The sequence below is a fragment of the Mesorhizobium sp. P2_C7 genome (assembly GCF_056404515.1).
This window is the reverse complement of sequence record NZ_JBFUDW010000002.1, coordinates 454,386-474,927: the sequence shown is the minus strand read 5'-3', so window position 1 is coordinate 474,927 and position 20,542 is coordinate 454,386. Positions and strand designations below refer to the sequence as shown.

Genomic DNA, 20,542 nt, shown 5'->3' with positions numbered 1-20,542 from the left:
CCCGATGATGCTTGCCGCGAAAGCCTGGCATCGCGGCGGTCAGTAAGAGCCGCGTGACATCCAGACGGCGGGGACAGTCTTGATGATGATGCGAACGTCCTCGAACAGCGACCAGTTCTCGACATAGTGGCGATCGAAGGCGACGCGGCTGTCATAGGAGACGTCGTTGCGGCCGCTGACCTGCCACAGGCCGGTCAGGCCCGGGCGGGATTTCAGATAGTAGACAGCGGAGGTGCCATAGATCTCGAGCTCGTCGCGCACAACCGGACGCGGCCCGACAAGGCTCATGTCGCCCTGCAGGATGTTGATGATCTGCGGCAGCTCATCGAGGCTGAGTTTCCTCAAGACCGCTCCGACGCGGGTGACGCGCGGATCGTTCTTCAGCTTGCGGGTCGCCACCCATTCCGCGTTGGCGTCCGGGTTGGTTGCGAGATAGGCGGCCAACACCTTGTCGCCATCGGGAACCATGGTGCGGAACTTCAGGCACGGAAAAATCCGTCCCCCGCGTCCGATTCGCCTGTGGCCGTAGAAGATCGATCCGCCGTCGGAAAGTTTGACGAGCAGAGCGATCATAACAAACAGCGGGCTGAGAGCGATCAAGCCAATCAGTGATCCGGTGATATCGAAGCTGCGTTTAAGCAGGCCGCCGATCGGCGGCGGAAAATCGATGTCGACCTGCGAAAAGCCCGCTGTGGCCGACTTGGCAACGTCCCTCATGCCGTAAACTCCATGCGTGAACGAATGGTTCGCCGCAAGATACCAAAAAAATGTTGCAGCGCAACACACAATTTACCAACCGGTTGAAATAGTCGCGTCATGAATTGACTAAATAATAAGCTAGCCATGCACAAATTTCGGGATATTTAGCACATTTGTGACAATAAATGGGCAAACCCCGAAAAATAAGGGCCTTTTTGGGGCGGTTCTTAGGCGGGCTGTCCTATGGGGTAAGGCACGGAGCACAATAGTGCTTTAGCAGAGCTCGATACTCAAGGCAAATCCCGTAAAATACTACTTAATATTGTTTCTTTTACTCAAGAATGGCGACCATTCGAGGTCGGTTCAAATCCCTTTGCGTGCATTGCAGCATGGCCGAATCGATCGCAAAAGCTCAATCAAAAATATCCGGAGTTGCCCTTGCCGCCTACTGCTCGCCTTAATAGAATTGCAAATTATACCTGTCAGAGTGGCGACAGGTAGAAAAGGCCGGAAGCAACCGGCCGAGAGCGGGCGACCTTAACAAGCCCGCATGACAAGGGACGGCGCTCGGGTGGGGCAATCGTTATATAGACCCGAGCCGGTTTATGGGCTGTTGGGTATGGCACTTCCAAAATTCATCGTCGGGATGATTTTCGCTCTTTCAATCGTCGTTGCCTGGTCCTGGCTAGGCGGCGCTTCGATCGGTACGACGCTGATCCGCGTCATCATCTGCGCAATTATCATTCAGGCGGGCTACTTCGTGCTCGTCTATGCCATGATCGCCAGAAGCCCGCCGACGCCGGCCGACATGGCTCGCGACGCGGAGAGAAAGCTGAATGCGCCCGAGGTGGCCGAAGGCGAGAAGCTGGGCAGCGCCAGGCGAAGCCTGCACTAACCAGAAGCCTGGCAGCCTCACGCGACGTTAGCGGGCTGGCTCTCGGACTGTTCGCCCAAAAGCATCCGCGACAATCGGCTGCCGGCTTTTTCCTTCAGCCGCTGATATTGCCCGACTTCGACAATGCGGCCGTTTTCAATTGCCACCACCCAGTCGGCGAAGGCGATCATTGACGGCCGGTGCGCGATGGTCAGGATCGTCATGGTGCCGCGCAATCCGTCAATCGACTGGGCGATCAGCGACTGGTTCTGCCAGTCGAGCGCGCTGGTGGCCTCGTCCAGGATGAGCAGGGACGGCTTGCGCAGCAGCGCGCGCGCAAGCGCAATGCGCTGGCGTTCGCCGCCCGAAAGCCGCACGCCGCGGTCGCCGACCACCGTCTCGAGCCCGATGTCGAGCCGTTCGACGAATTCGCCGGCGTGCGCCGAGCGCAGCGCGGTCCACAGATCGTCATCGCTGGCTTGCGGCGCGGCAAGGCGCAGGTTCGCCGCGATCGTGTCATGCAGCAGGAACACGTCCTGCGGCACATAGGCCACCTGATCGCGCCAGCGGCGCCGGTTGCCGGCATCGATCTCGACGCCATCGACGAGCATCGTGCCGGCGGTCGGCTCGAGCAGGCCGAGCAGAATGTCGGCGATCGTGCTCTTGCCCGAGCCGGAGGGGCCGATCAGCGCGGTGACCTTGCCGGCCGGCAGGCCGAAGGTGATGTCCCTGACGACCATCTTGGCCGGGTCGTCGCTATAGCCGAAACAGACGTCCCCGATGTTGAGGCCGGTTGCCAGAGACAGCTTGCCGCCGTCGCTGGTTTCGGCATCGCCCGGCTCGCGTTCGGCGTCGAAACGCGCCTGCATGCCGCGCATCGCCGTATAGGCGGGCAGATTGATCAAGACCTGCTGGGCCTGCGTCTGCATGTCCATGAAGCGCGGCGCGATTCGCATGAAAACCAGCAGCAGGACGACGATCTCGGCCAGCGACAGGTTGAAGCGGACCAGTGCCACATAGATGAACAGGCTCAAACCAACGACGCTCGCCACCTGGAACACCGCGGTGCCGACCGTGCTGTTGCGCACATAGTCGACATTGTCGGCCTTCATCTTTTCGAGCGTCGCTTGCAGCTGTGCGAAATAGGTCGCCTCGACATTCAGGCTCTTGGCCACCTTGATGCCGCCCAGGAATTCCGAAACCGTCCGGTACTGATCCTGGCGATTGGCGGTCAGAACCCGGCCAAAGGCGGTGGCCCGCGATCGAAACGGCTGCAGCGCCACGAACATCACGATGCCGATAATGACCGCAAACAGCGTCATCGCCGACGAGATGAACACTGAAACCAGCAGATAGCCGGCCAGGAGCACGGCGATCTGCACCAGCATCAACAGCGAGAAGGCAGCGCCCTGGACGCGGTCGATATCGCCGGTCAGGGCATGGTCGAGATCGGAACTGCGCATGCGCGTGAAGACGCGCCAGCGTGCCTTGCCGATGCTCTCGAACAGATTCATGCGCACGCGGTTGATGAAATCGAACAGCAGTTTGGCCATGTAGACCGACTTGAAGCGGTTGAACGCCGCCTGCACGGCAACAAGCCCGACCAGCAGGCAAAGCACGGTCGTCAGTTGCAGCGTTCCGTCCGGCACCAGCCAGCGTACGAAATCATTGTTCGGCAGCTTGACCGCAAAATCCTGGTCGGGGCGTCCGACCAGATGCAGCAGCGGCACCAGCAGCAGGATGGAGATACCTTCGGTCAGGCTGCCGAGGATCAGGAAGAGCAGCGCCGTCCAGGTTCGCCGGCCGCCGATCTGGGCAATGGCGGCGCCGAATGCGGCAACGTCTCGAAACAGCGACAGGCGAAGGATTGAGAACTTCGACATGATTGCGCTCACGACCGCATACGATCAGTCGCCAGATTCCCGGCCGCCAGATCCCTTTCGATCATGTCCACGGCCTCACCGATCCTGTCGAGGCCCGTCGGGACTTCGAGGCGTCGAACGCCGACATGGTCAGCCAGCCGCGCGCATTGCCGAAGATGCACTTCTGCAAGATCGCTTGGCAGGGCCGCGCGGCCGAACCGCGTCACATAGGAGAATTTGATGATGGCCGGCAGGGCGGCGATGCCGGGCAACGGCGTGATGGCAGCCTTTTCGCCGCGCTCGAGGATATAGATCCTGGTCGCAGGCACCCTGTTGCCGGAAAAGGCGCCATTCAGGCGATGCTGCATCTTGTCGATTGCCGGATGCACTTGCGGTCGCACCTCGGCTTCTCCGAGCGAGATCGCCGCCGCGGCGTCGGCTGCCAGCTTGATCTGCGGAAAACCCGGAACGATCATCGGCTGACCCGGATTGGCGAGGTCCAGCGCCACGACATCATCGGTAAGCAGGTCGTGTCCGGCCCGGATCATCGCGCTTGCCGTCGTCGACTTGCCGGCGCCCTTGTCGCCCATGAAGATGGCGCTCGTGCCGGCGACCGCAATGGCACTGGCGTGCAGGACGAGCAGGCCGCGCCGATGCAGCAGCAGCGCCATCACCGGACCCAGCAGTGGAAACGCGATCAGCGTGTCGTCGACGCCGGGCGCGGGTTCGACGTCGATGCGGCAGCCATCGCTGATCAGGAATGTGCCGACGGCATGCCATGCGAGATATTGCCGCTCCGCTTCGAACCGAAACTCGGTCGCGGCTTCCAAGCCGGGTTTCGGCAGGTCGATCGGGCCGACGGCGATCACGACGTCCGCCGCCCCAGGCGCCGTCGGCTCCAGTTCGGGCAACGTCACCTCGGATGCGATGGTCAGGCCATAGGCGCGGTAGAAGCGGCGCTCTCTCGTGATCCGGCTATGCGGGCGGTGATGATCACTGTATGCGGCGAGCGGCTCATTGCGCGGCATCATGCGGGGCTCCCGCTGTGCTGGAGCTGCCGCAGCCAGAGCGACAGCGATGCCGAGCGCCAGACATACTGGACATCCAAAGGCGCCGCCCGATCGGGCTGACGCAGCAGCCGCGCATAGGCAGCACTCACCTGGGGGAGATTGACGTAGGGCGCGATGCGGCTCGCATCCGAGATCAGCAGCTGTTCCAAGAGGTCGCGGTGGTTGCGCAGCATGCCGTTGACGAGATTGGCGGTGAAGTCGATCTTGTCGCGCCGCCACTGAACCGCTGCCGGCAGCACGCCTTCCATGGCGCGGCGCAGCACATAGCGACCAAAGCCGTGGCTGAGCTTTTCCTCACCGGGCAGGCCGAGGCAGAACTCGACCAGCGGCTTGTCCCAGAACGGATAGCGCGGCTCGACGCCGAAATTGGCGGCAGCCTTGTCGAGAACCTCGAAAGCATGCGGGACATAACCATTCGACAGGATCCAGCGATGGCTCAAGGCGTCGCTGGCCTGGACGCCGGGCGGCATGTATCCGGCTCGGTGAAATCGGTCCACAAGCTCGGTGCGCCTGGCCAGGTCCGGATTGATCAGGTCGCGCCAGCCTCGGCCGCGCGGCGCCTGCGCCGGCCTGCGTATCCTGTTCAGGATGCGGTTCGCCATATGCCTCAGTCTCGCGATCCGCCAGGCCGGCCCGTAGAGGGTCAGGAACTGGAAATACAGGCCCAGCGTGCTGTCGCCATAGGTGTCGGAGGCGCTGCGGACCTCACGCCACAAATCCATCCATCTGCCGGCATTGGCAAGTTCATGCAGATGGCCATGGCCTTGTGAAACGACCTCGTCGCCGCCATGGCCGTCCAACAGCACCTTGATGCCCTTTGCGCCGGCAGTCCGGTAGATGCCGCGGGTCAGCGTCAGGCCCGGCGCCAGGAACGTCCCTTCCTGCTCTTCCAGCACCCGTTCGAACTCGGCGAATGGCGCATAGTTGCCGACTGGGATCAGCGTTGCGTCGACCTTCTGCTGATCCAGCACGGCATCGATAAACGGGCGCTCGTCCATCGACGAGCCGTTTTCGAAAATTAGCGAGAAGGTGGGCAGCCTCGGCTTGCGCTCGGCGACGTTCTGCAGGCCGGCGACACAGGCGATCGACGAGGAATCGAGGCCGCCGCTCAGCATCGCGCCGACCGCCGTGGTTCCGCGCATGCGATTGCGCACCGATTGCGAGAACAGATGGGCGAATTCCTCAGGCGCATCCGACCGCATCGGTCGTTGCGACGGCTCGATCTGCCAGTAGCGGCGCAGCACCACCTGTTGGCCGGTTACGGTTAGGCTGTGGCGCGCCGGCAAGCTGAAGATGTCGCTGTAGGGTGTCGCCTGCGGGTCATCGGGAAGTCCGGCCAGAAAGCCCGAAATCTGGTGCTCGCTGACATGTCTGCCGACCCCCTCGACGCCAAGGATCGGCCCGATCTCCGAGGCAAAGGTAAAACGCCGATCCGCCGCATGGTAGTAGAACGGCTTGACCCCGAAATGGTCGCGCGCGCAAAACAGCAGCTGCCGCTCGGCATCCCAGATGGCGAATGCGAAATCGCCTTGCAGATGCACGGGGCAGGCTTCGCCCCAACGCAGATAGGCCCGCATCAGCAAGGTCGCATCGGCGACCGACCTGTCGCGGATGCCCAGCCTGGCCAGCAGTTCGTCGCGGTTGTCCAGCCGGCAGTCTGCGGTGATGGCGAGCTTGCCGTCGGCCATCGTCAGCGGACCGGGGCCGGCTTCATCGGTGGTGTTGAGCCAGGCGTGGCCAAGCGCGATGCCGGTGTCCAGCCACCACGAATTTCCGTCCGGGCCACGATGGCGCATGCGCGCCAGCATCTGCTGGATATCGGCCGCCGCGACCGCTGGGGTGGGGGCCTGTCGAAGCAGGATTCCGGCCACGCCGCTCATCAGTTGCCGTGGTCGAYCAGATGGGCGAAACCGTCGATCGATCCGCCAAGCACGATATGATTGTCGCTGACCAGCCAGGCATGCGCCTTGAGTTGCTCGCCCGTGCCGCGTTCGATGCCGATGCGTATCTTCGAGGCATTGCCCTGTCGAGCAAGCATGTATTGACCCGAAAGCGCCTGGGTCAGGCACGTGGCGTAAGGGACGAAACGGGCCGCGGCGGCAACCCCCCAGGCGACGCGCCGCAGTTCGCCCGTGCTTGCGCACTGTCGCGCGTCAAGCCGCGTCACCAGGCTGCGAACACGGTTGTAGGACAACAGTGTCAGCCCCAGCCGAACCGCCGCGACCACGAGCAGGCAGCGGCTAAGGAAGATCATTTCCGAGCCGCTCAGGGAGAGAATCCCAAACAGGCTTCGCCGGCCTTGCCGGCGCTTTCTCTGTCTGGGGCTCCTTTCGGTCGCGGGTTCCTGCCGCAAAACCATGGCCTTATGCGGAACCTGCTTAGACAAGTTCCTCATGATCAAGCCTCGCAAGCCCGTTATCGGCCAGGCCCTTCAGCAGTGCCTCGACGTCGGCTTGGCAGCGCTCTGGATCGACGTTGTAGCGCGCAAGCACGGCGCTGCGGATCTCCGCGATCGACCTGGGCTCTTGGATCAAATCCCAGATGAAGGCGCCGACGCCGTTCAGGCTGTAATAGATGTTGGATTTCAGATTGAGGAGCGCCAGGCCATCGCCAAACTCGCAGGCCACGGCATCCTTGGTCGCACTCACACGAGCGTGGACGGCTGAATATCGGTCAGCCAAATCCTGGTCGGCCAAATCCTGGCCGGATTGCTTCGAGTTCATCCCAAAACCTCGCTTACACTACGCTTCGGCAGTTCCAGGCAATGAAAGGGGAGTCGGAGGCATGGCCCCCGACTCTCTTATTTTTTTAAACCCAGAGACCCAACGTCATCACTCTGGAGTAACTGCGATAGGCTTCAGGAAAACGTCAGGTCGCCGATCGGCGTATGCGCGGGGAAAGACGCGTCGATCGCCGTGCTGCCGCCGCCGCCCTGGGTGATGGTTTCGATCGAACCATGCACCGTCAGGCTTGGCGTCTCGTATTCTTGCTTTTCAACATTCTGTTCCATTTTACTCTCCAATATGGACTGGAAACGGCTTGTCGAGTGCCGTCAGCACTTGCATGCTGCAGCGCAATAGCTGCATGGCAGCATTTATGAGTCAAGCCTGATTTACCAGGCATTAATCAATTACGGGTTGCGCGAGCACCTTATGTGTGGGTCATGCCTAAAATATGACGTCTTCTAGACCGATTCCCGATGTTTGGCGACCATGTCGATGCCGATTCTTTAAGCATTTGATTTTGCTTGAATAAAACATTTGCCAAGTGCCTTTATTTTAGGCATCCCTAATAGGGTGAACTGAGCCGGCAAATCCATGGTGAGGCCAGCTGAAAACGCCTTGATAGAGGCGGTATTTCAACAGCGGTTTTGACCGGCTTTTCAGAAGTGTCGGTAAACGCTCAGGTTGCAAAATTCTGCACTGCAAAAGGAAAGGCTTTACGCCATCAAGGTTTTTGGTGATGCTTGCTTCGCAGTTGCAGCATACGCGCCGCGAAAATCGCTTTTTGGGGAGACTATGCGCTAGATGGCCTTGCCGGATGGTTCCTATGAACGACTGCGCGCCGCCGATTGTGCCGACGAGGTTGCCTATGTTCGGGCCTGCCTGCGGTTGTATTTCGCCGGGGCAGGAGCCGCCACGGGCGACGTATCGATGCCCGGCCTTGGCGGCGCCAATGTTGCCGACATCGCCAGGCTGAACAAGGTCGCGACCTTTGTCCTCAAGGCCCTGTCGCGCGCGCCTGCGAGTGACAGACCGCCCGAGCTTTTCCACTGGCTGGACAGCTACCGCAGGAGGACGGTTTCGATGAACGCGTCCTGCATCATGGATTCGATGGCAATCCATGACGTGCTGCGCGAAAGCCGGATCGATTTCGTCTTTCTGAAGGGTCCGTTCCAGCAGCAGCTTCTCTACGACGACCACTTCATGAAGCCTTCGGGCGATGTCGACATTCTGGTCTCGCCGGTCGGCTATTTCAAGGCGCGGGATGCGCTGCGCTCGATCGGCTACGAGGTCGCCGGCAAGTCGCGCTCCGTCTGGTGGGTTCGCTTCCTTGGCGAACAGCATATGACGCGGGGCGACGGACCGAGGCCGTCCACTGTCGATCTCCACTATCGCCTCCAGCAGCCCGGCTCGCCGAGCCCGCGCGACGCGGACGGGTTTCTGCGGCGAAAGCGGCAGGTCGAAATCGCCGGCTCGACGGTGCCGTCCACCTCGCCCGCCGACACGCTGCTTTTGTCCTGCATCAGCGTCGCCAAGGCGCTGTTCAACCGCGAACCCTGCGCGGGTTATGTCTGTGACGTGCGCGCCAGCGCCGGCCGCCTCGACGAGGCTGACCAACGGCTTGTGCTCGATGCCGCGGTAGCGCAGGGGCTGGACGATACGCTGCTGCTTGGTATACGCGCAGCCGATGTACTGCTCGGCGGTGCCGGCACGCTGCTGTCGGAGCGTGCGACGCGCATCCTGTCGCGCATCGGCAACGAGGACCTGCTCAACATGGTCATGGCGCCGTGGCTGTCGTCGCTTCGGTGGCCCCAGCGGCGAACGGTGCTGTGGGAACTGTGCGGTCGCGCGCCGGTCCGCTATCTGGCGGAAGCTGGTTGGGCGGCGTCCGCTGACATCAGCCGCCGCATCTTTGAACGGCCAGGCGGTCGTTGAATGAACACAGATTTGGCGCTGGTGGCAATCGGGCATCGAACGGGTACGGGGCGAACACAAATCGATATCACCTGTACGAGAGGCTAATCCATGTCGATGACGAAATCCCAGGTCTGCGTGATCATCGCGGCCAAGAACGCGGCGGCGACAATCGCCGTCGCCATCGCGTCCGCGTTGCGCGAACCGGAAGTGGCGGAGGTCGTCGTCGTCGACGACGCGTCCACCGACGACACCGCGGCCGTCGCGCGATCCGCCGACGACGGCAGCGGCCGGCTTGCGGTGATGCGCCTCGATGTCAATCGCGGCCCCTCCTACGCTCGCAATGCCGCGATCGCCAGTTCGAGATCGCCGTTCATCAGCATTCTCGACGCCGACGATTTTTTCCTCGAAGGCCGGTTTCGCAACCTGTTTGCCGTCGCCGACTGGGATTTCGCGGCGGACAACATCATGCTCATCAGGGATGATGCAACCGGCGACGCGACCAAAATCGTCGCCCCGCAATTTGCCGCGGATCCGGAATTCCTCGATCTCGAGCGCTTCGTCGAAGGCAATATTTCCAGGCGCCGCGTGCAAAGGGGCGAACTGGGCTTCCTCAAGCCGGTGATCAGCCGCGCCTTCCTCGATCGCCATGGGTTGCGTTATGACGAGAGCCTGCGGCTCGGCGAGGACTATGAACTCTATGCCCGCGCTGTCGCCTGCGGGGCGCGCTTCAAGGTCATCCGCTCGTGTGGCTACGGTGCCATCGTCCGCGCCGATTCGCTCAGCGGCCGCCACAAGACGCAGGACCTGAAGCGTCTGGCCGATGCCGATCTGGCACTGCTGGCGATCGACAGTCTGCCGGAAGGCTCGAAAGCGGTGCTGAGACGGCACGAGCGGCACGTGCGCGACAAATACCGGCTGCGCAATTTCCTCGACGTCAAGGCCGAGCACGGGCTGGCATCGGCAGCGGCCTACGCATTCGCCAGCCAATCCAACCTCGTCCCCATCGTCCAGGGCGTGGCGTCCGACAAGCTCGAGGCGCTGTTTCGCCGCGTCGGCCTTGTGTCCAGGCACAAGCACGTGCCGCCATTGCGTTTTTTGATGGCCGGCACCAGCACCGGCAAGGAGCGGTGAAACTGTCCGTTTCGTCCGGGTCGCCCCGCCGGCGACAAGCTCATCGCGCAAACCATTTCGGTCGGATTTATGAGTTTACGAACTGGGTGGTTGCCTCGCGGCCCAGACGATGGCAGTCTATGTTGCGGTGCAGCAAATTGGACGACCAGCCGAACTGGCCCCCGATCGGATTGGTCTGATGTCTCTCCCTCGCAGGAGCAGGACAGAGCAGTATGAGTTTTTTGAGCCCCGGCTGCGGGGATCGGCCAGAAGCCCGGCCCATAGGCCGGCGATGACAGGAATCTGAGTTCATGGCTTCGATATTCGGTTTCAGATCCAGGGATCCGGCCCGCGACCGCCAGACCGATGGTTCACGCCTTGATCGCCTGGCAAAGCTGTTTGAGCAGATCGCGGTCGAGATCGAGGCCGAGAGAGCCGGGTTGGAGAATCGCTATCGGACGAAGGCGACCAACGCCGCTTTCCTGGTCGAAGCGATGGAGAACGGCTCCACCTCCGACCGTCGGTCGTCCGAAGTCAGCGCACTGACGAAGTCGATCCTGAATTGCGAACGCCGCATCGCGGAGCTGTCGCGCCAGAACGGCATGATGAAAGAACTCCGTCATTCGCTGGATACGGTCTTCGACGAGAATGCGGCGTCCGATTCGGCCACCGCTGCCGCCGAGTACACCAGGCCGGCGGGCGCTGGCAGAGGTTGAAAGTGAAGGTTCGCAATTGCTGCAACAGATTTGATGCGAGGCAGGACAAGGTCAGGGGAGGGTCAAGCAGGAGGTCAAGGTTGGCCCGTTCAGGAAGTGGTTCGAACGTCGACTTTGGGTTGGGGATGCACAGCACAAAGGTGAGTTTGGTATGAATTCGAATCCGAAGACTACGTCCACCATCGCAACCGGCGGAACGCCGTTCACAAGCCAGGCCAGGCAAGCCGGCCTCAAGCGGCTGAGTGCGATCAGCGCGTTGCTGCTCGTCGCTCTTGGGAGTTTGGTGACGGCTCCCGCTCTCGCCCAGGACATTCAGTCGTCGCCTTCATTCGTCGATGATTTCACCAGCTTCGATCGTGCACGCTGGTATGTTTCCGACGGCTGGTCGAACGGCAGTCATCAAAATTGCACCTGGTCGAAAGGCCTGGTCGCGCTGTCCGACGGCGTGCTGTCGCTAGGCTTCGAAAAGCAAAAGCTGAAGGACCGCGACTACGCCTGCGGCGAGATCCAGACCAAGCAGCGCTTCGGTTACGGCACCTATGAGGCGCGGATAAAGACCGACACCGGCTCCGGTCTCAATGCGGCTTTCTTCTCCTATATCGGACCGTCCGACAAGCAGCCCTGGGATGAGATCGACTTCGAGGTCCTGACCAAGGACACCTCCAAGGTGCAGGTCAACGCCTACATCGCCGGCAAGGGCAACAATGAGAAACTGGTCGACGTGGCGGGCGGCACCGACAAGGCCTTCAACGACTATGCCTTCGTCTGGCAGAAAGATAGCTTGCGTTGGTATGTCAACGGCCAGCTGGTCAACACGATCACCGATCCGGCGAAATTGCCGACGCATGCCCAGAAGATATTCTTCAGCCTTTGGGGCAGCGACAAGATGACCGGTTGGATGGGAGCGTTCGCCGATCCAGGCCGCAAGCTCACGCTGCAGATCGATCGCGTTGCGTTCACGGCCTTGGGCGAGCCCTGTCAGTTTCCAGAATCGCTGGCATGCAGCATAAAGTAGTTGGGAAAGTCGATTTGAACTGGCCGGGCCGAGAGCGGTCCGCTGCCTTGCATGGGAATGAAATCGAATGAATTTGACGGTCTTTGGAATTGGCTATGTCGGTCTCGTGCAGGCAGCGGTGCTTGCCGAAGTCGGGCACCAGGTGGTGTGCGTCGACATCGACGCCAATAAGGTCGAGCGGCTCAACCAGGGGTTCGTTCCGATTTTCGAGCCGGGGCTCGAAAGCCTCGTCAAGGAGAACCATGCCGCTGGCCGCATCAAGTTCACCACTGACGCAGCGGCCGCGGTCAGGCACGGCGAAATCCAGATGATCGCGGTCGGCACGCCGCCAGGCGAGGACGGTTCGGCCGATCTCAAATATGTGCTGGCGGTCGCCGAGACCATCGGCCGTGAGATGGACACCCCCAAGATCATCGTTGGCAAGTCGACCGTGCCGGTCGGCACCTGCGAAAAGGTGAAGGCCAGGGTCGCCGAGACGCTGAAGAAAAGAGGGCGCGAGGACCTGTCCTTCGACGTCGCTTCGAATCCGGAATTCCTCAAGGAAGGTTCCGCGGTTGCCGATTGCATGAAGCCCGACCGCATCATCGTCGGCACCGACAGCGAGGGCACCGAAGCGGTGATGCGCGAGCTCTACGCTCCCTTCAACCGCAACCACGAGAAGATGATCGTGATGGACGTGCGCAGCGCCGAATTCACCAAATACGCCGCCAATTGCATGCTGGCGACCAAGATCAGCTTCATGAACGAGATGGCCAACCTGGCCGAGCAGCTCGGCGCCGACATCGAGGAGGTCCGCAAGGGCATCGGCAGCGACCCGCGCATCGGCTATCACTTCATCTATCCGGGGCTTGGTTATGGCGGCTCGTGCTTCCCCAAGGATGTGCGCGCGCTGATCAAGACCGCCGAAGGCGTCAAGTTCGACGCCAAGCTGCTGCGCGCTGTCGAGGAACGCAACAACGAGCAGAAATCCGTCCTGTTCGACAAGGTGAACCGCTATTTCAAGGGCAATCTCAAGGGCAAGACCTTTGCGCTGTGGGGGCTGGCCTTCAAGCCCAACACCGACGACATGCGCGAGGCGCCCGCCCGCACGCTGATGGAGGCGCTGTGGAACGCCGGCGCCAAAGTGCAGGCCTATGACCCCGAGGCGATGCAGGAATGCCAGCACATCTACGGGCTGCGCGACAACCTGTTGTTGTGCGGCACCAAGGAAGCCGCGCTGCGCGGCGCCGATGCGCTGCTGATCGCGACCGAATGGAAGAGTTTCCGCGCGCCGTCCTTCGACGCGATGAAGGATGCGCTGACCACGCCGATCATCTTCGATGGCCGCAACCTCTATGACCCCAAGGTCATCGCCCGCCACGGCATCGAATATCACTCGATCGGCAGAATGGCGGCATGAGGCCGGGAGCGAACAGCCGGAAGCGGTATTCGGCGGGTGCGCCCGGCGCGGCAAGGAGTTGTGGCTGATGGTGCTGGACGTAAAGCCCGAGCAAATCACCAGCGATCATTTCGATCTCGTCGCGATCGGTTCCGGCTTCGGCTCGGCCTTCTTCCTGCACGAGTTCGCCAAGCGCCGAAAGGCACGCGTCCTGGTGCTCGAATGGGGCCGGCACAACACCCATGAATGGCAGCTCCAGCAGAATGCCAACACCGACATCGACGACGAGACGACCTACAAGACCAATTCTGACAAGCCGTGGAATTACACCATCGGACTGGGGGGTGGAACGAACTGCTGGTTCGCGCAGACGCCAAGGTTCCATCCCAATGACTTCAGGCTGAAAAGCACCTACGGCATCGGCAATGACTGGCCGATCAGCTATGACGACGTCGAACCGTTCTACTGCGACGCCGAAGACATCATGTCGATCTCCGGCGATCCCGACATGGCGGCGATGCTGCCGCGCTCGAAGCCGTTCCCGCAACCGCCGCATCGCATGTCGACGCCGGACCGGATGATGAAGGCGGCGCAGCCCGGTCAGCATTTCGTCATGCCGACGGCGCGGGCGCGAGTGCCGACCGCGCAGCGCACCTCATGCTGTGCCAACCTGCGCTGCTGGCTGTGTCCGGTCGACGCCAAATTCACCGTCAACAACGGCTTGATGCATGTCTTCGAGCATCCCGACATTTCGGTTTGCCTCGGTGCGGAGGTACGGCGGCTCGATCATGTCGGCGGCACGGTCCGCTCGGTCACGTTCATGCATGACGGCAAGGAATACCAGGTCAGCGGCGACCTTTTCATTCTCGGTGCCAATGCCATCCAGAGCGCGGCGATCATGCTGCGGTCCGGCCTGGGCGGCGAATTCGTCGGCCGCGGCCTGCACGAATCATACGGCTGGAACTTCGAGGTCTATCTCGACGGTGTCGACAATTTCGACGGCAGCACCATCACCACCGGCCTGAACTTCGGCCTCTATGACGGTCCGCACAGATCGGAGCATGCGGCGGCACTGGTCTATTTCGAGAACCGCTGGCAGCACGGAATGCGTGCCGAAAAGGGACGGCTGCGCCAGGCGCTGCCGCTCGTCGTGGTCACCGAAAACCTGCTCGACCACGAAAATTTCGTCACCCTCGACGAAGACGACAACGCCTTCGTCAACTTCAAGGCGCCGTCGGACTACGCGGTCAAGGGCATGGCCCGCGCGCTGGAGAAATTGCCTGACCTTCTGGCTCCGCTGCCGGTCGAAAAGCTATTCGATCGCGGCATCCGGCCAACAGAATCGCACGTCCAGGGCACGCTGAGGATGGGAACCGGCCCGGCCGATTCGGTCATCGACAGCGACATGATCCATCACCAGTTGAGAAACCTGGTTGTCGTCGGCACCAGCACCTATCCGAGCTGTTCCTGCGCCAACCCGAGCCTGACCGCCGCGGCCCTCTCCCTGAGGGCGGCGAGCCGCATGGCGTAAGAGGAGGGCATCGGATGATCGAAGTTTCCAGACGCTCGGCCTTGGCCATCGTGGCCGGTGGGGTGGTGTCGACGGGCGTTGCCTTTGCCGCCGTCAGCTCGTTTTCCGATGAGGACCTGGTGCGCGTCACCCTCGAAAAATACCTCGGCAGGCTCAACATCCGTATCGAGCATCTGCAGCAGTTCGTGCTGGAGTTCCGCAACCGGAACCCGTGGATATTTCCCAGTGACAAGCTTAGCGACGCCGTCACCCTGGTCGAGGAGCTCAAATTGGGCGCCGTCCGCCGCCTTCTGCCCCAGGAAAAGCGGGAAGATCTGATCCAATTCGATCGCTGGGTCATCGCCGAATTCCATATGCTGACGGACTACGCATGGCGCAGTTCGCCCAATGACCCGATCCGGTTTACCGGCTGGCAATCCTGTACCAATCCGTTCGCGAATCTGGAGCCGCCGAAGCTTGCCTGACGTCGAAAGCGAGGCGCCGCCGGTTGCCTCGGAACGAAATACGATATGCGACAAGGAGCCCGATCCATGAAAGTCCTTTTTGCAGGTGGCAGCGGCTATCCACCCGAGTTCAGCGGCGGCGTTCAGTCGAGCACCCACCATCTGGCCGAACAGTTGATCGAACATGGCCATGAAGCCGCTGTGCTCGCCGCCCTGTTCGGCGATGGTGTCTTCGGCTTGAAGGCGCGCGCCAAGATGAAGCTGTTGCGGCAACCGGCGGTCATCGACAGCTATCCCGGCTATCCGGTGGTGCGGGCCTGGTTTCCCTGGGAAGCGGCGGCCTTTGCCGTCGACAGGCTGAAGCCGGATGTGGCCGTCGTCCAGTGTCACAAATCGGTTCCGATCGGCAAGGCGCTGCAGGCGGAGGGCGTGCCTTTGGTCGTCTATCTCCGCAATGTCGAATTCCATGAACTGGGCGGCGACCTGCGCGAACTGCGTTCCGCGCTATACATCGCGAATTCCGAGTTCACCGCGCGCACCTACAAGAACGAGTTCGACATCAACGCGACGGTGATCCCGCCGACCATCAATCCGGCGCATTACAGCACGCCGACGACGGGCCAGTTTGTCACGCTGATCAATCCCTATGAGGAAAAGGGTTTCGAGCTTGCGGTGCGCATTGCCGGCGCCTGCCCCGAGATACCGTTCCTGTTCGTCGAAAGCTGGAAGCTGGAAGACGATCATCGGGCGCGGATCGAACAGACGATCGCGCCTTTGGGCAATGTCGTGCTGGAGAACCGCACCAGCGACATGAAGACGGTTTACGGCCGCACCAAGATCCTGCTTGCTCCCAGCAAATGGGAAGAGGCCTGGGGCCGCGTCGCGTCGGAAGCCCATTGCAGCGGAATCCCGGTTGTCGGCTCGCGGCGTGGCGGCCTGCCCGAGGCGATCGGCTCAGGTGGCGTGGTGCTCGACTACGATGCACCGCTCGCCGACTGGGTCGCGGCCGTCAGGCGGCTGTGGAACGACAGCCAGGAATATGGCCGGGTCTCGGGCCTCGCGCGCAGCTTCGCCGGGCGGCCGGAACTGGAACCCGACCGCCAGTTCATCACCTTCTTCTCGATCGTGGACAGGGCGATACAGCAGCGCGCGCGGCAAGCCGCTTAACCCAGGCTCGCGGCGCCAGCCGCGTAGGAACCAACTCGCGGCAAGCCTGGTGGCGTCGTGCGGATCAGGCCGGGCGTTTGACCCGGCTCTTCAGCGTCTCGTAACCGCGCGCACCGAGCAGGGCGCGGGCAAGAGTCTTGGCGGCGCTTTTGCGGCCCTCTTGCGAGTTGATCTGCCGCAGCCTTGCCGGCAGGTTGCGGGCCGCCTGGCCAAGTGCCGGCAGCGACAGTGCGTCGGGAAAACTCACCATATGCGTTTCGACGCACAGCACCGGCTTGCCGGACAGTTCGGTGATCCTCAGCGCCTGCTCGTGCTCGCTTTCGATGAACAGGATGGCATCGGATTTGCGGTAGAAATCGGCCTTGAAACTGCCATGCGCGCCAAGCCGCTGCCGCTCCGCCTTGCTCGGCAGATCGAGCATGATCAGCTGGTCGTATTTGATCTCGTGCTTGGCGAGCCATGCCTCGGTCAGCGCGCGATATTTCTCCAGCCGGCTGGTAACCAGCCAGCCGATCTTGTGGGTCGCAACATGCAGAGGCCGCGCCTCGCTGAGGAATTTCTCATAGGCCGGGCCATCGTCGTTTTCGGCTTCAGTCGGATCGAGGCACAGCACGCCGTCAATGTCGACGCAGCATTGCGCCAGGAATTTGTGATGCATGAAATTCCACTGGAACATGCGCGGATGCGGCACGACCTCGAAGACGACATCGGTCTCCTGATGCTGCGGCTGCAGGCCGAACACCGCGGCAAAGGTGAAATCGGCCTTGATGCCAGCCGTCTCGATGCGCGAGCGTGCATCGCGCATGGCGTTGCCGCCGGCGACGCTGTCGTCGATCACCAGCACCTTGCGCATTTCGGAGACCTTGCGGTCGAGTGCCGCCCGGCGCTTTGTGATGCCCGACGTGTAGATCCGCCCGGCCAGGAAGCTGTCCAGATCGGTCATCGGAATGTTCGCCGCCAGGCTCACCAGCGTTGCCGCGAGAACACCGCTTCTGGGAACGCCGACGACCAGGTCGATGTCGCGCGGCAGCCGGTGCAGGCCCCTGACAATGGCGTCGTTCATGTCGGAAATCGATCGGTAGTGCATAGGGTCAGACCTGGTCCTGGAGTGAATGTCCGTACCTGTCGAGGTCGAGGTCGCGCAAACTATTGCGCCTCGCGTGGTGCTGCTGCGGGCAGCCTTGCCGGCAGCATCTTCAAGGCCTCGCGCAGGGCTTCGCGGCCGGATGCGAATGCCAACGCGACGACGATGGTGATCAGATAGGCGAGAACGGCGCCGCTGGCCAAGCCAATGACATGCTGCTGCGGCAGCACCGGCTTCATGAACCAGATGGCGGCCAGCGCCAGATGGGCGCCAAGCACGAACGGCATTGCCGCACGCAGCACGTGGTGCGCCTGCAGCGGACCGCTCTTGCCGACATACAGCCACAGGAACGGCGTCCTCAGATACTCGCTGATCGCATAGGCAATCGCCACGCCCAGCGCGCCATAGGGCAGGCCGAGCGCGAAGGCCAGCACCGACGTCACGGCCGTTATGATGCCCCAGCGCATGAAATCGCCCGAGCGGCCCTGGCTGACGAAAAGCCATCCCGCCGGATTGTTGAGCGGCTGCAGCAGCCCGGCAAAGCCGAGCGCCAGGAAAATGTCGGCGCTCGCGCGCCATTGCTCGCCGAGCACGAAGGGGATCAGCACGTCCGACATCGCGGTGGCGAAGGCGACGCCGGGAAGCGCCACCAGCAGGATCAGCGGCATGACGCGCAGATAGGCGCTGCGGTAGCGGTCCGGCTCGTCCTTCAGCCTGGACAGCGCCGGAACCATCACCTTCGACAACGGATTGGTGATCTGGCTCAGCGGAAACAAAAGTAGCTTGTAGGCGCGGTCATAAAGGCCGAGCTGGCCTTCGCCCCAGTATTTGCCGATCAGCACATTGTCGAGGTTGCGGGCAAAGAAATTGGCGAAGTTGAAGCCGGTGATGCCGGCGCCGAAATGGATCAATTCGCTGATTCCGGCGACCTTGCGCGGCAGGCCGGGACGCCAGCGCGAGCTTGCCCAGTAGCAGAGCGTCGGCAGCACGGCACCGGTCAGCGTACCGGCAAAAAGTGCCCAATAGGAGCGGTCGATGAAAGTCCAGGCGATCGATACGGCGAGCCCCACGACGGCGCTGGCGACGTCGATGACGGCCAGCCGGCCGAACTGCATGCGCCGCGTCAAAAGCGCCAGGTGCTGCGCGCCCAGCCCATAGGCCATGATCTGCAGCCCGAACGCCGCTACCAGGCCGGCCACGCGCGGCTCGCCGTAGAAAGCGGCGACCAGAGGGGCGGCACCTGCGAGCACGCAGGCCAGAATCGCGCTGACGGCCACATTGATCCAGAAGAGGTAGTTCACTTCCTCATGCCGGATGCCGCTCTTCTGGATTGTCGCCTGGGTCAGGCCGAAATCCTGGAACAGCGCGATGAAGGCCAGCACCGGCGCGCACATCGCCACGACGCCGAAATCCTGCGGCGACAAAAGCCGCGACAGCACGATGACGGATATGATCTGTGTCGCGACGCGCACCGATTGCGCCATGGCCGTGACAACCGCGCCGCGCCCAACGGACTTGCGCAGGGAGCCTTCCGGCGGATCGAATGCATTGGCTTCCAAATTCAGGATTCCTGACTTTTGTGCGGATTTCCGACCCCGAAAAATCCACCACCGCCGCCAACGACAAACTACGGCAATAATTTTGCAGTGCAACAGAAAAGGTGGATCGTCGCGCCAAAAATGTTGCGATGCAGCAAGAGCTGTACTAGGTTCTCCTTGGGTGGGCCAACAGCGGTCGAGTTTTCATGCTGCATGTCTTGTACCTTGTGCACGACGTCTCCGATCCGGCCGTGCGCCGGAGGATCATAATGCTCAGGGCAGGTGGGGCCGAGGTCACGTTGGCCGGCTTCCGTCGCACCACAAATCCGATTGCGGATATCGAGGGATTGCGGCCGATCGACCTTGGCGCGACGCGTGACGGGCGATTCGGCCAGCGGCTCGCGGCGGTCGCAAAGGCGGCGTTCTCGATTGGCTCCAGGCTTGGCGACACGCCCAGGCCCAATCTCATCATCGCGCGCAATCTGGAAATGCTGGCGCTTGCCCGTCGCGCCAGATCCGCCTTCGGTGCATCGGTTCCGATCGTATACGAGTGCCTCGACATTCATCGCCTTGTGCTTCGCAAAGATGTCCTGGGCAAGGCGTTGCGCGCCGTCGAACGCTTCCTGGCCAGGGACGTGAAGCTGCTGGTGACCAGTTCGCCTGCCTTCATCGCCAATTATTTCAAGCCGTTCGGCCAGGTCGCGGCGCCGATCGAACTGGTCGAGAACAAGTATTTCGAGGCAGCCGCGATTTTGCCCGGCAGCCCTGAAGCGCCCGTTAGCCCTGAGGCGGTTGAGAGTCCCGTCGGACCGCCATGGCGAATCGGCTGGTTCGGCGCGCTGCGCTGCCGCCGCTCGCTCGAACTGCTGGCCGATTTCTCCCGCCGGATGGAGGGACGCGTCGAGATCGTGCTGCGCGGCCGTCCGGCTCTGTCCGAATTCCCGGATTTCCATGCCTTCGTCGAATCAGAGCCGTGGCTCTCGTTTGGCGGGCCCTATCGCAACCCGGAGGACATGGCGTCGATCTATGGCGATGTCCATTTTTCCTGGGCGATCGATTTCTTCGAAGCGGGACAGAACTCCGAATGGCTCCTGCCCAACCGCCTCTACGAAGGCTGCCGCTTCGGCGCGGTGCCGATCTCGATGGGGGACACCGAAACCGGGCGGTTCCTCAGCAAACAGGATATCGGCATTCTCTTGCCGGAGGCTTCGCCCGAGGCGCTCGAAGCGACGCTTGGCAAGATGGATGAGCATCGTTTCGCCGGGTTGAAGGCGCATGTTCTTGCCCGCAACCCGAGGACCTGGAGCTACGACCGCAGCGATTGCCGGGCGCTTGTCGAGCGGCTGCGCGGCCTGACCGCCGTATCGGGTTCGTTTGCAGCCGAGGCGTTGGCATAGGATGGCTGAACATGGACA

General features: G+C 62.1%; 19 protein-coding genes. 10 read left to right on the top strand and 9 right to left on the bottom strand.

Annotated elements, in window-relative coordinates:
- Positions 1-39: 39 nt before the first annotated feature.
- Positions 40-717, bottom strand: a complete 678-nt coding sequence (locus tag AC1D2G_RS07210; protein ID WP_184873244.1) for a sugar transferase — start codon at positions 715-717, stop codon at positions 40-42.
- 601 nt (positions 718-1,318) lie between these two features.
- Between AC1D2G_RS07210 and AC1D2G_RS07205 the strand changes: the two genes are divergently transcribed.
- The gene (locus tag AC1D2G_RS07205; RefSeq protein WP_095082865.1) at positions 1,319-1,594 is read left to right on the top strand and encodes an exopolysaccharide production repressor exox; all 276 of its coding nucleotides are present in this window, start codon (positions 1,319-1,321) and stop codon (positions 1,592-1,594) included.
- Positions 1,595-1,611: 17 nt separating this feature from the next.
- Here the strand turns inward: AC1D2G_RS07205 and AC1D2G_RS07200 are convergent, their stop codons facing one another.
- The 6 genes from AC1D2G_RS07200 to AC1D2G_RS07175 all read right to left on the bottom strand — a co-directional run bounded on the left by AC1D2G_RS07200 (position 1,612) and on the right by AC1D2G_RS07175 (position 7,515).
- Positions 1,612-3,456, bottom strand: a complete 1,845-nt coding sequence (locus tag AC1D2G_RS07200; RefSeq protein ID WP_477412926.1) for an ABC transporter ATP-binding protein — start codon at positions 3,454-3,456, stop codon at positions 1,612-1,614.
- 8 nt (positions 3,457-3,464) lie between these two features.
- The gene (locus tag AC1D2G_RS07195) at positions 3,465-4,466 is read right to left on the bottom strand and encodes a phosphoenolpyruvate carboxykinase (ATP) (protein WP_477225200.1); all 1,002 of its coding nucleotides are present in this window, start codon (positions 4,464-4,466) and stop codon (positions 3,465-3,467) included.
- Positions 4,463-6,385, bottom strand: a complete 1,923-nt coding sequence (locus tag AC1D2G_RS07190; protein WP_477412924.1) for a lasso peptide isopeptide bond-forming cyclase — start codon at positions 6,383-6,385, stop codon at positions 4,463-4,465. Before AC1D2G_RS07190 ends, AC1D2G_RS07195 begins: the two co-directional genes overlap by 4 nt.
- A complete protein-coding gene (locus AC1D2G_RS07185; RefSeq protein WP_477412922.1) occupies positions 6,385-6,759 on the bottom strand; it encodes a lasso peptide biosynthesis B2 protein in 375 nt (124 codons plus the stop codon). The genes AC1D2G_RS07190 and AC1D2G_RS07185 overlap by 1 nt, the downstream gene beginning before the upstream one ends.
- 124 nt (positions 6,760-6,883) lie before the next feature.
- On the bottom strand, positions 6,884-7,201 hold the full coding sequence (locus tag AC1D2G_RS07180; RefSeq protein ID WP_477412920.1) for a PqqD family protein: 318 nt from the start codon (positions 7,199-7,201) through the stop codon (positions 6,884-6,886).
- A gap of 161 nt (positions 7,202-7,362) precedes the next feature.
- Positions 7,363-7,515, bottom strand: a complete 153-nt coding sequence (locus AC1D2G_RS07175; protein ID WP_095082854.1) for a lasso peptide — start codon at positions 7,513-7,515, stop codon at positions 7,363-7,365.
- 517 nt (positions 7,516-8,032) lie between these two features.
- On the opposite strand from AC1D2G_RS07175, the gene AC1D2G_RS07170 reads away from it, so the two are divergent.
- The 8 genes from AC1D2G_RS07170 to AC1D2G_RS07135 all read left to right on the top strand — a co-directional run bounded on the left by AC1D2G_RS07170 (position 8,033) and on the right by AC1D2G_RS07135 (position 16,505).
- Positions 8,033-9,163, top strand: a complete 1,131-nt coding sequence (locus AC1D2G_RS07170) for a nucleotidyltransferase family protein (RefSeq protein WP_477412918.1) — start codon at positions 8,033-8,035, stop codon at positions 9,161-9,163.
- A 90-nt stretch (positions 9,164-9,253) separates the two neighbouring features.
- Positions 9,254-10,276, top strand: coding sequence for a glycosyltransferase family 2 protein (locus AC1D2G_RS07165; RefSeq protein ID WP_457150010.1), 1,023 nt, complete (start codon positions 9,254-9,256; stop codon positions 10,274-10,276).
- A 290-nt stretch (positions 10,277-10,566) separates the two neighbouring features.
- A complete protein-coding gene (locus AC1D2G_RS07160; RefSeq protein WP_477225205.1) occupies positions 10,567-10,971 on the top strand; it encodes a hypothetical protein in 405 nt (134 codons plus the stop codon).
- Positions 10,972-11,122: 151 nt separating this feature from the next.
- Positions 11,123-11,986, top strand: coding sequence for an endo-1,3-1,4-beta-glycanase ExoK (exoK, locus tag AC1D2G_RS07155; protein ID WP_477412916.1), 864 nt, complete (start codon positions 11,123-11,125; stop codon positions 11,984-11,986).
- A 67-nt stretch (positions 11,987-12,053) separates the two neighbouring features.
- The gene (locus AC1D2G_RS07150) at positions 12,054-13,385 is read left to right on the top strand and encodes a UDP-glucose dehydrogenase family protein (protein ID WP_477412914.1); all 1,332 of its coding nucleotides are present in this window, start codon (positions 12,054-12,056) and stop codon (positions 13,383-13,385) included.
- Between the two features lie 67 nt (positions 13,386-13,452).
- Entirely contained in the window at positions 13,453-14,895 is a 1,443-nt protein-coding gene (locus AC1D2G_RS07145) for a GMC oxidoreductase (RefSeq protein WP_477225207.1), read from the top strand.
- Positions 14,896-14,909: 14 nt separating this feature from the next.
- A complete protein-coding gene (locus AC1D2G_RS07140; RefSeq protein WP_095082836.1) occupies positions 14,910-15,359 on the top strand; it encodes a hypothetical protein in 450 nt (149 codons plus the stop codon).
- A gap of 66 nt (positions 15,360-15,425) precedes the next feature.
- Complete coding sequence (locus AC1D2G_RS07135) at positions 15,426-16,505, top strand: glycosyltransferase (protein ID WP_477412912.1); 1,080 nt, start codon at positions 15,426-15,428, stop codon at positions 16,503-16,505.
- 64 nt (positions 16,506-16,569) lie between these two features.
- On the opposite strand, the gene AC1D2G_RS07130 is transcribed toward AC1D2G_RS07135, so the two are convergent.
- On the bottom strand, positions 16,570-17,592 hold the full coding sequence (locus AC1D2G_RS07130) for a phosphoribosyltransferase (RefSeq protein WP_477412910.1): 1,023 nt from the start codon (positions 17,590-17,592) through the stop codon (positions 16,570-16,572).
- A gap of 59 nt (positions 17,593-17,651) precedes the next feature.
- Positions 17,652-19,148, bottom strand: coding sequence for a lipopolysaccharide biosynthesis protein (locus AC1D2G_RS07125; protein WP_477412908.1), 1,497 nt, complete (start codon positions 19,146-19,148; stop codon positions 17,652-17,654).
- 185 nt (positions 19,149-19,333) lie between these two features.
- Here AC1D2G_RS07125 and AC1D2G_RS07120 point away from each other — a divergent pair, with 185 nt between their 5' ends.
- Complete coding sequence (locus AC1D2G_RS07120) at positions 19,334-20,524, top strand: glycosyltransferase (RefSeq protein WP_477412906.1); 1,191 nt, start codon at positions 19,334-19,336, stop codon at positions 20,522-20,524.
- Positions 20,525-20,542 lie beyond the last annotated feature (18 nt).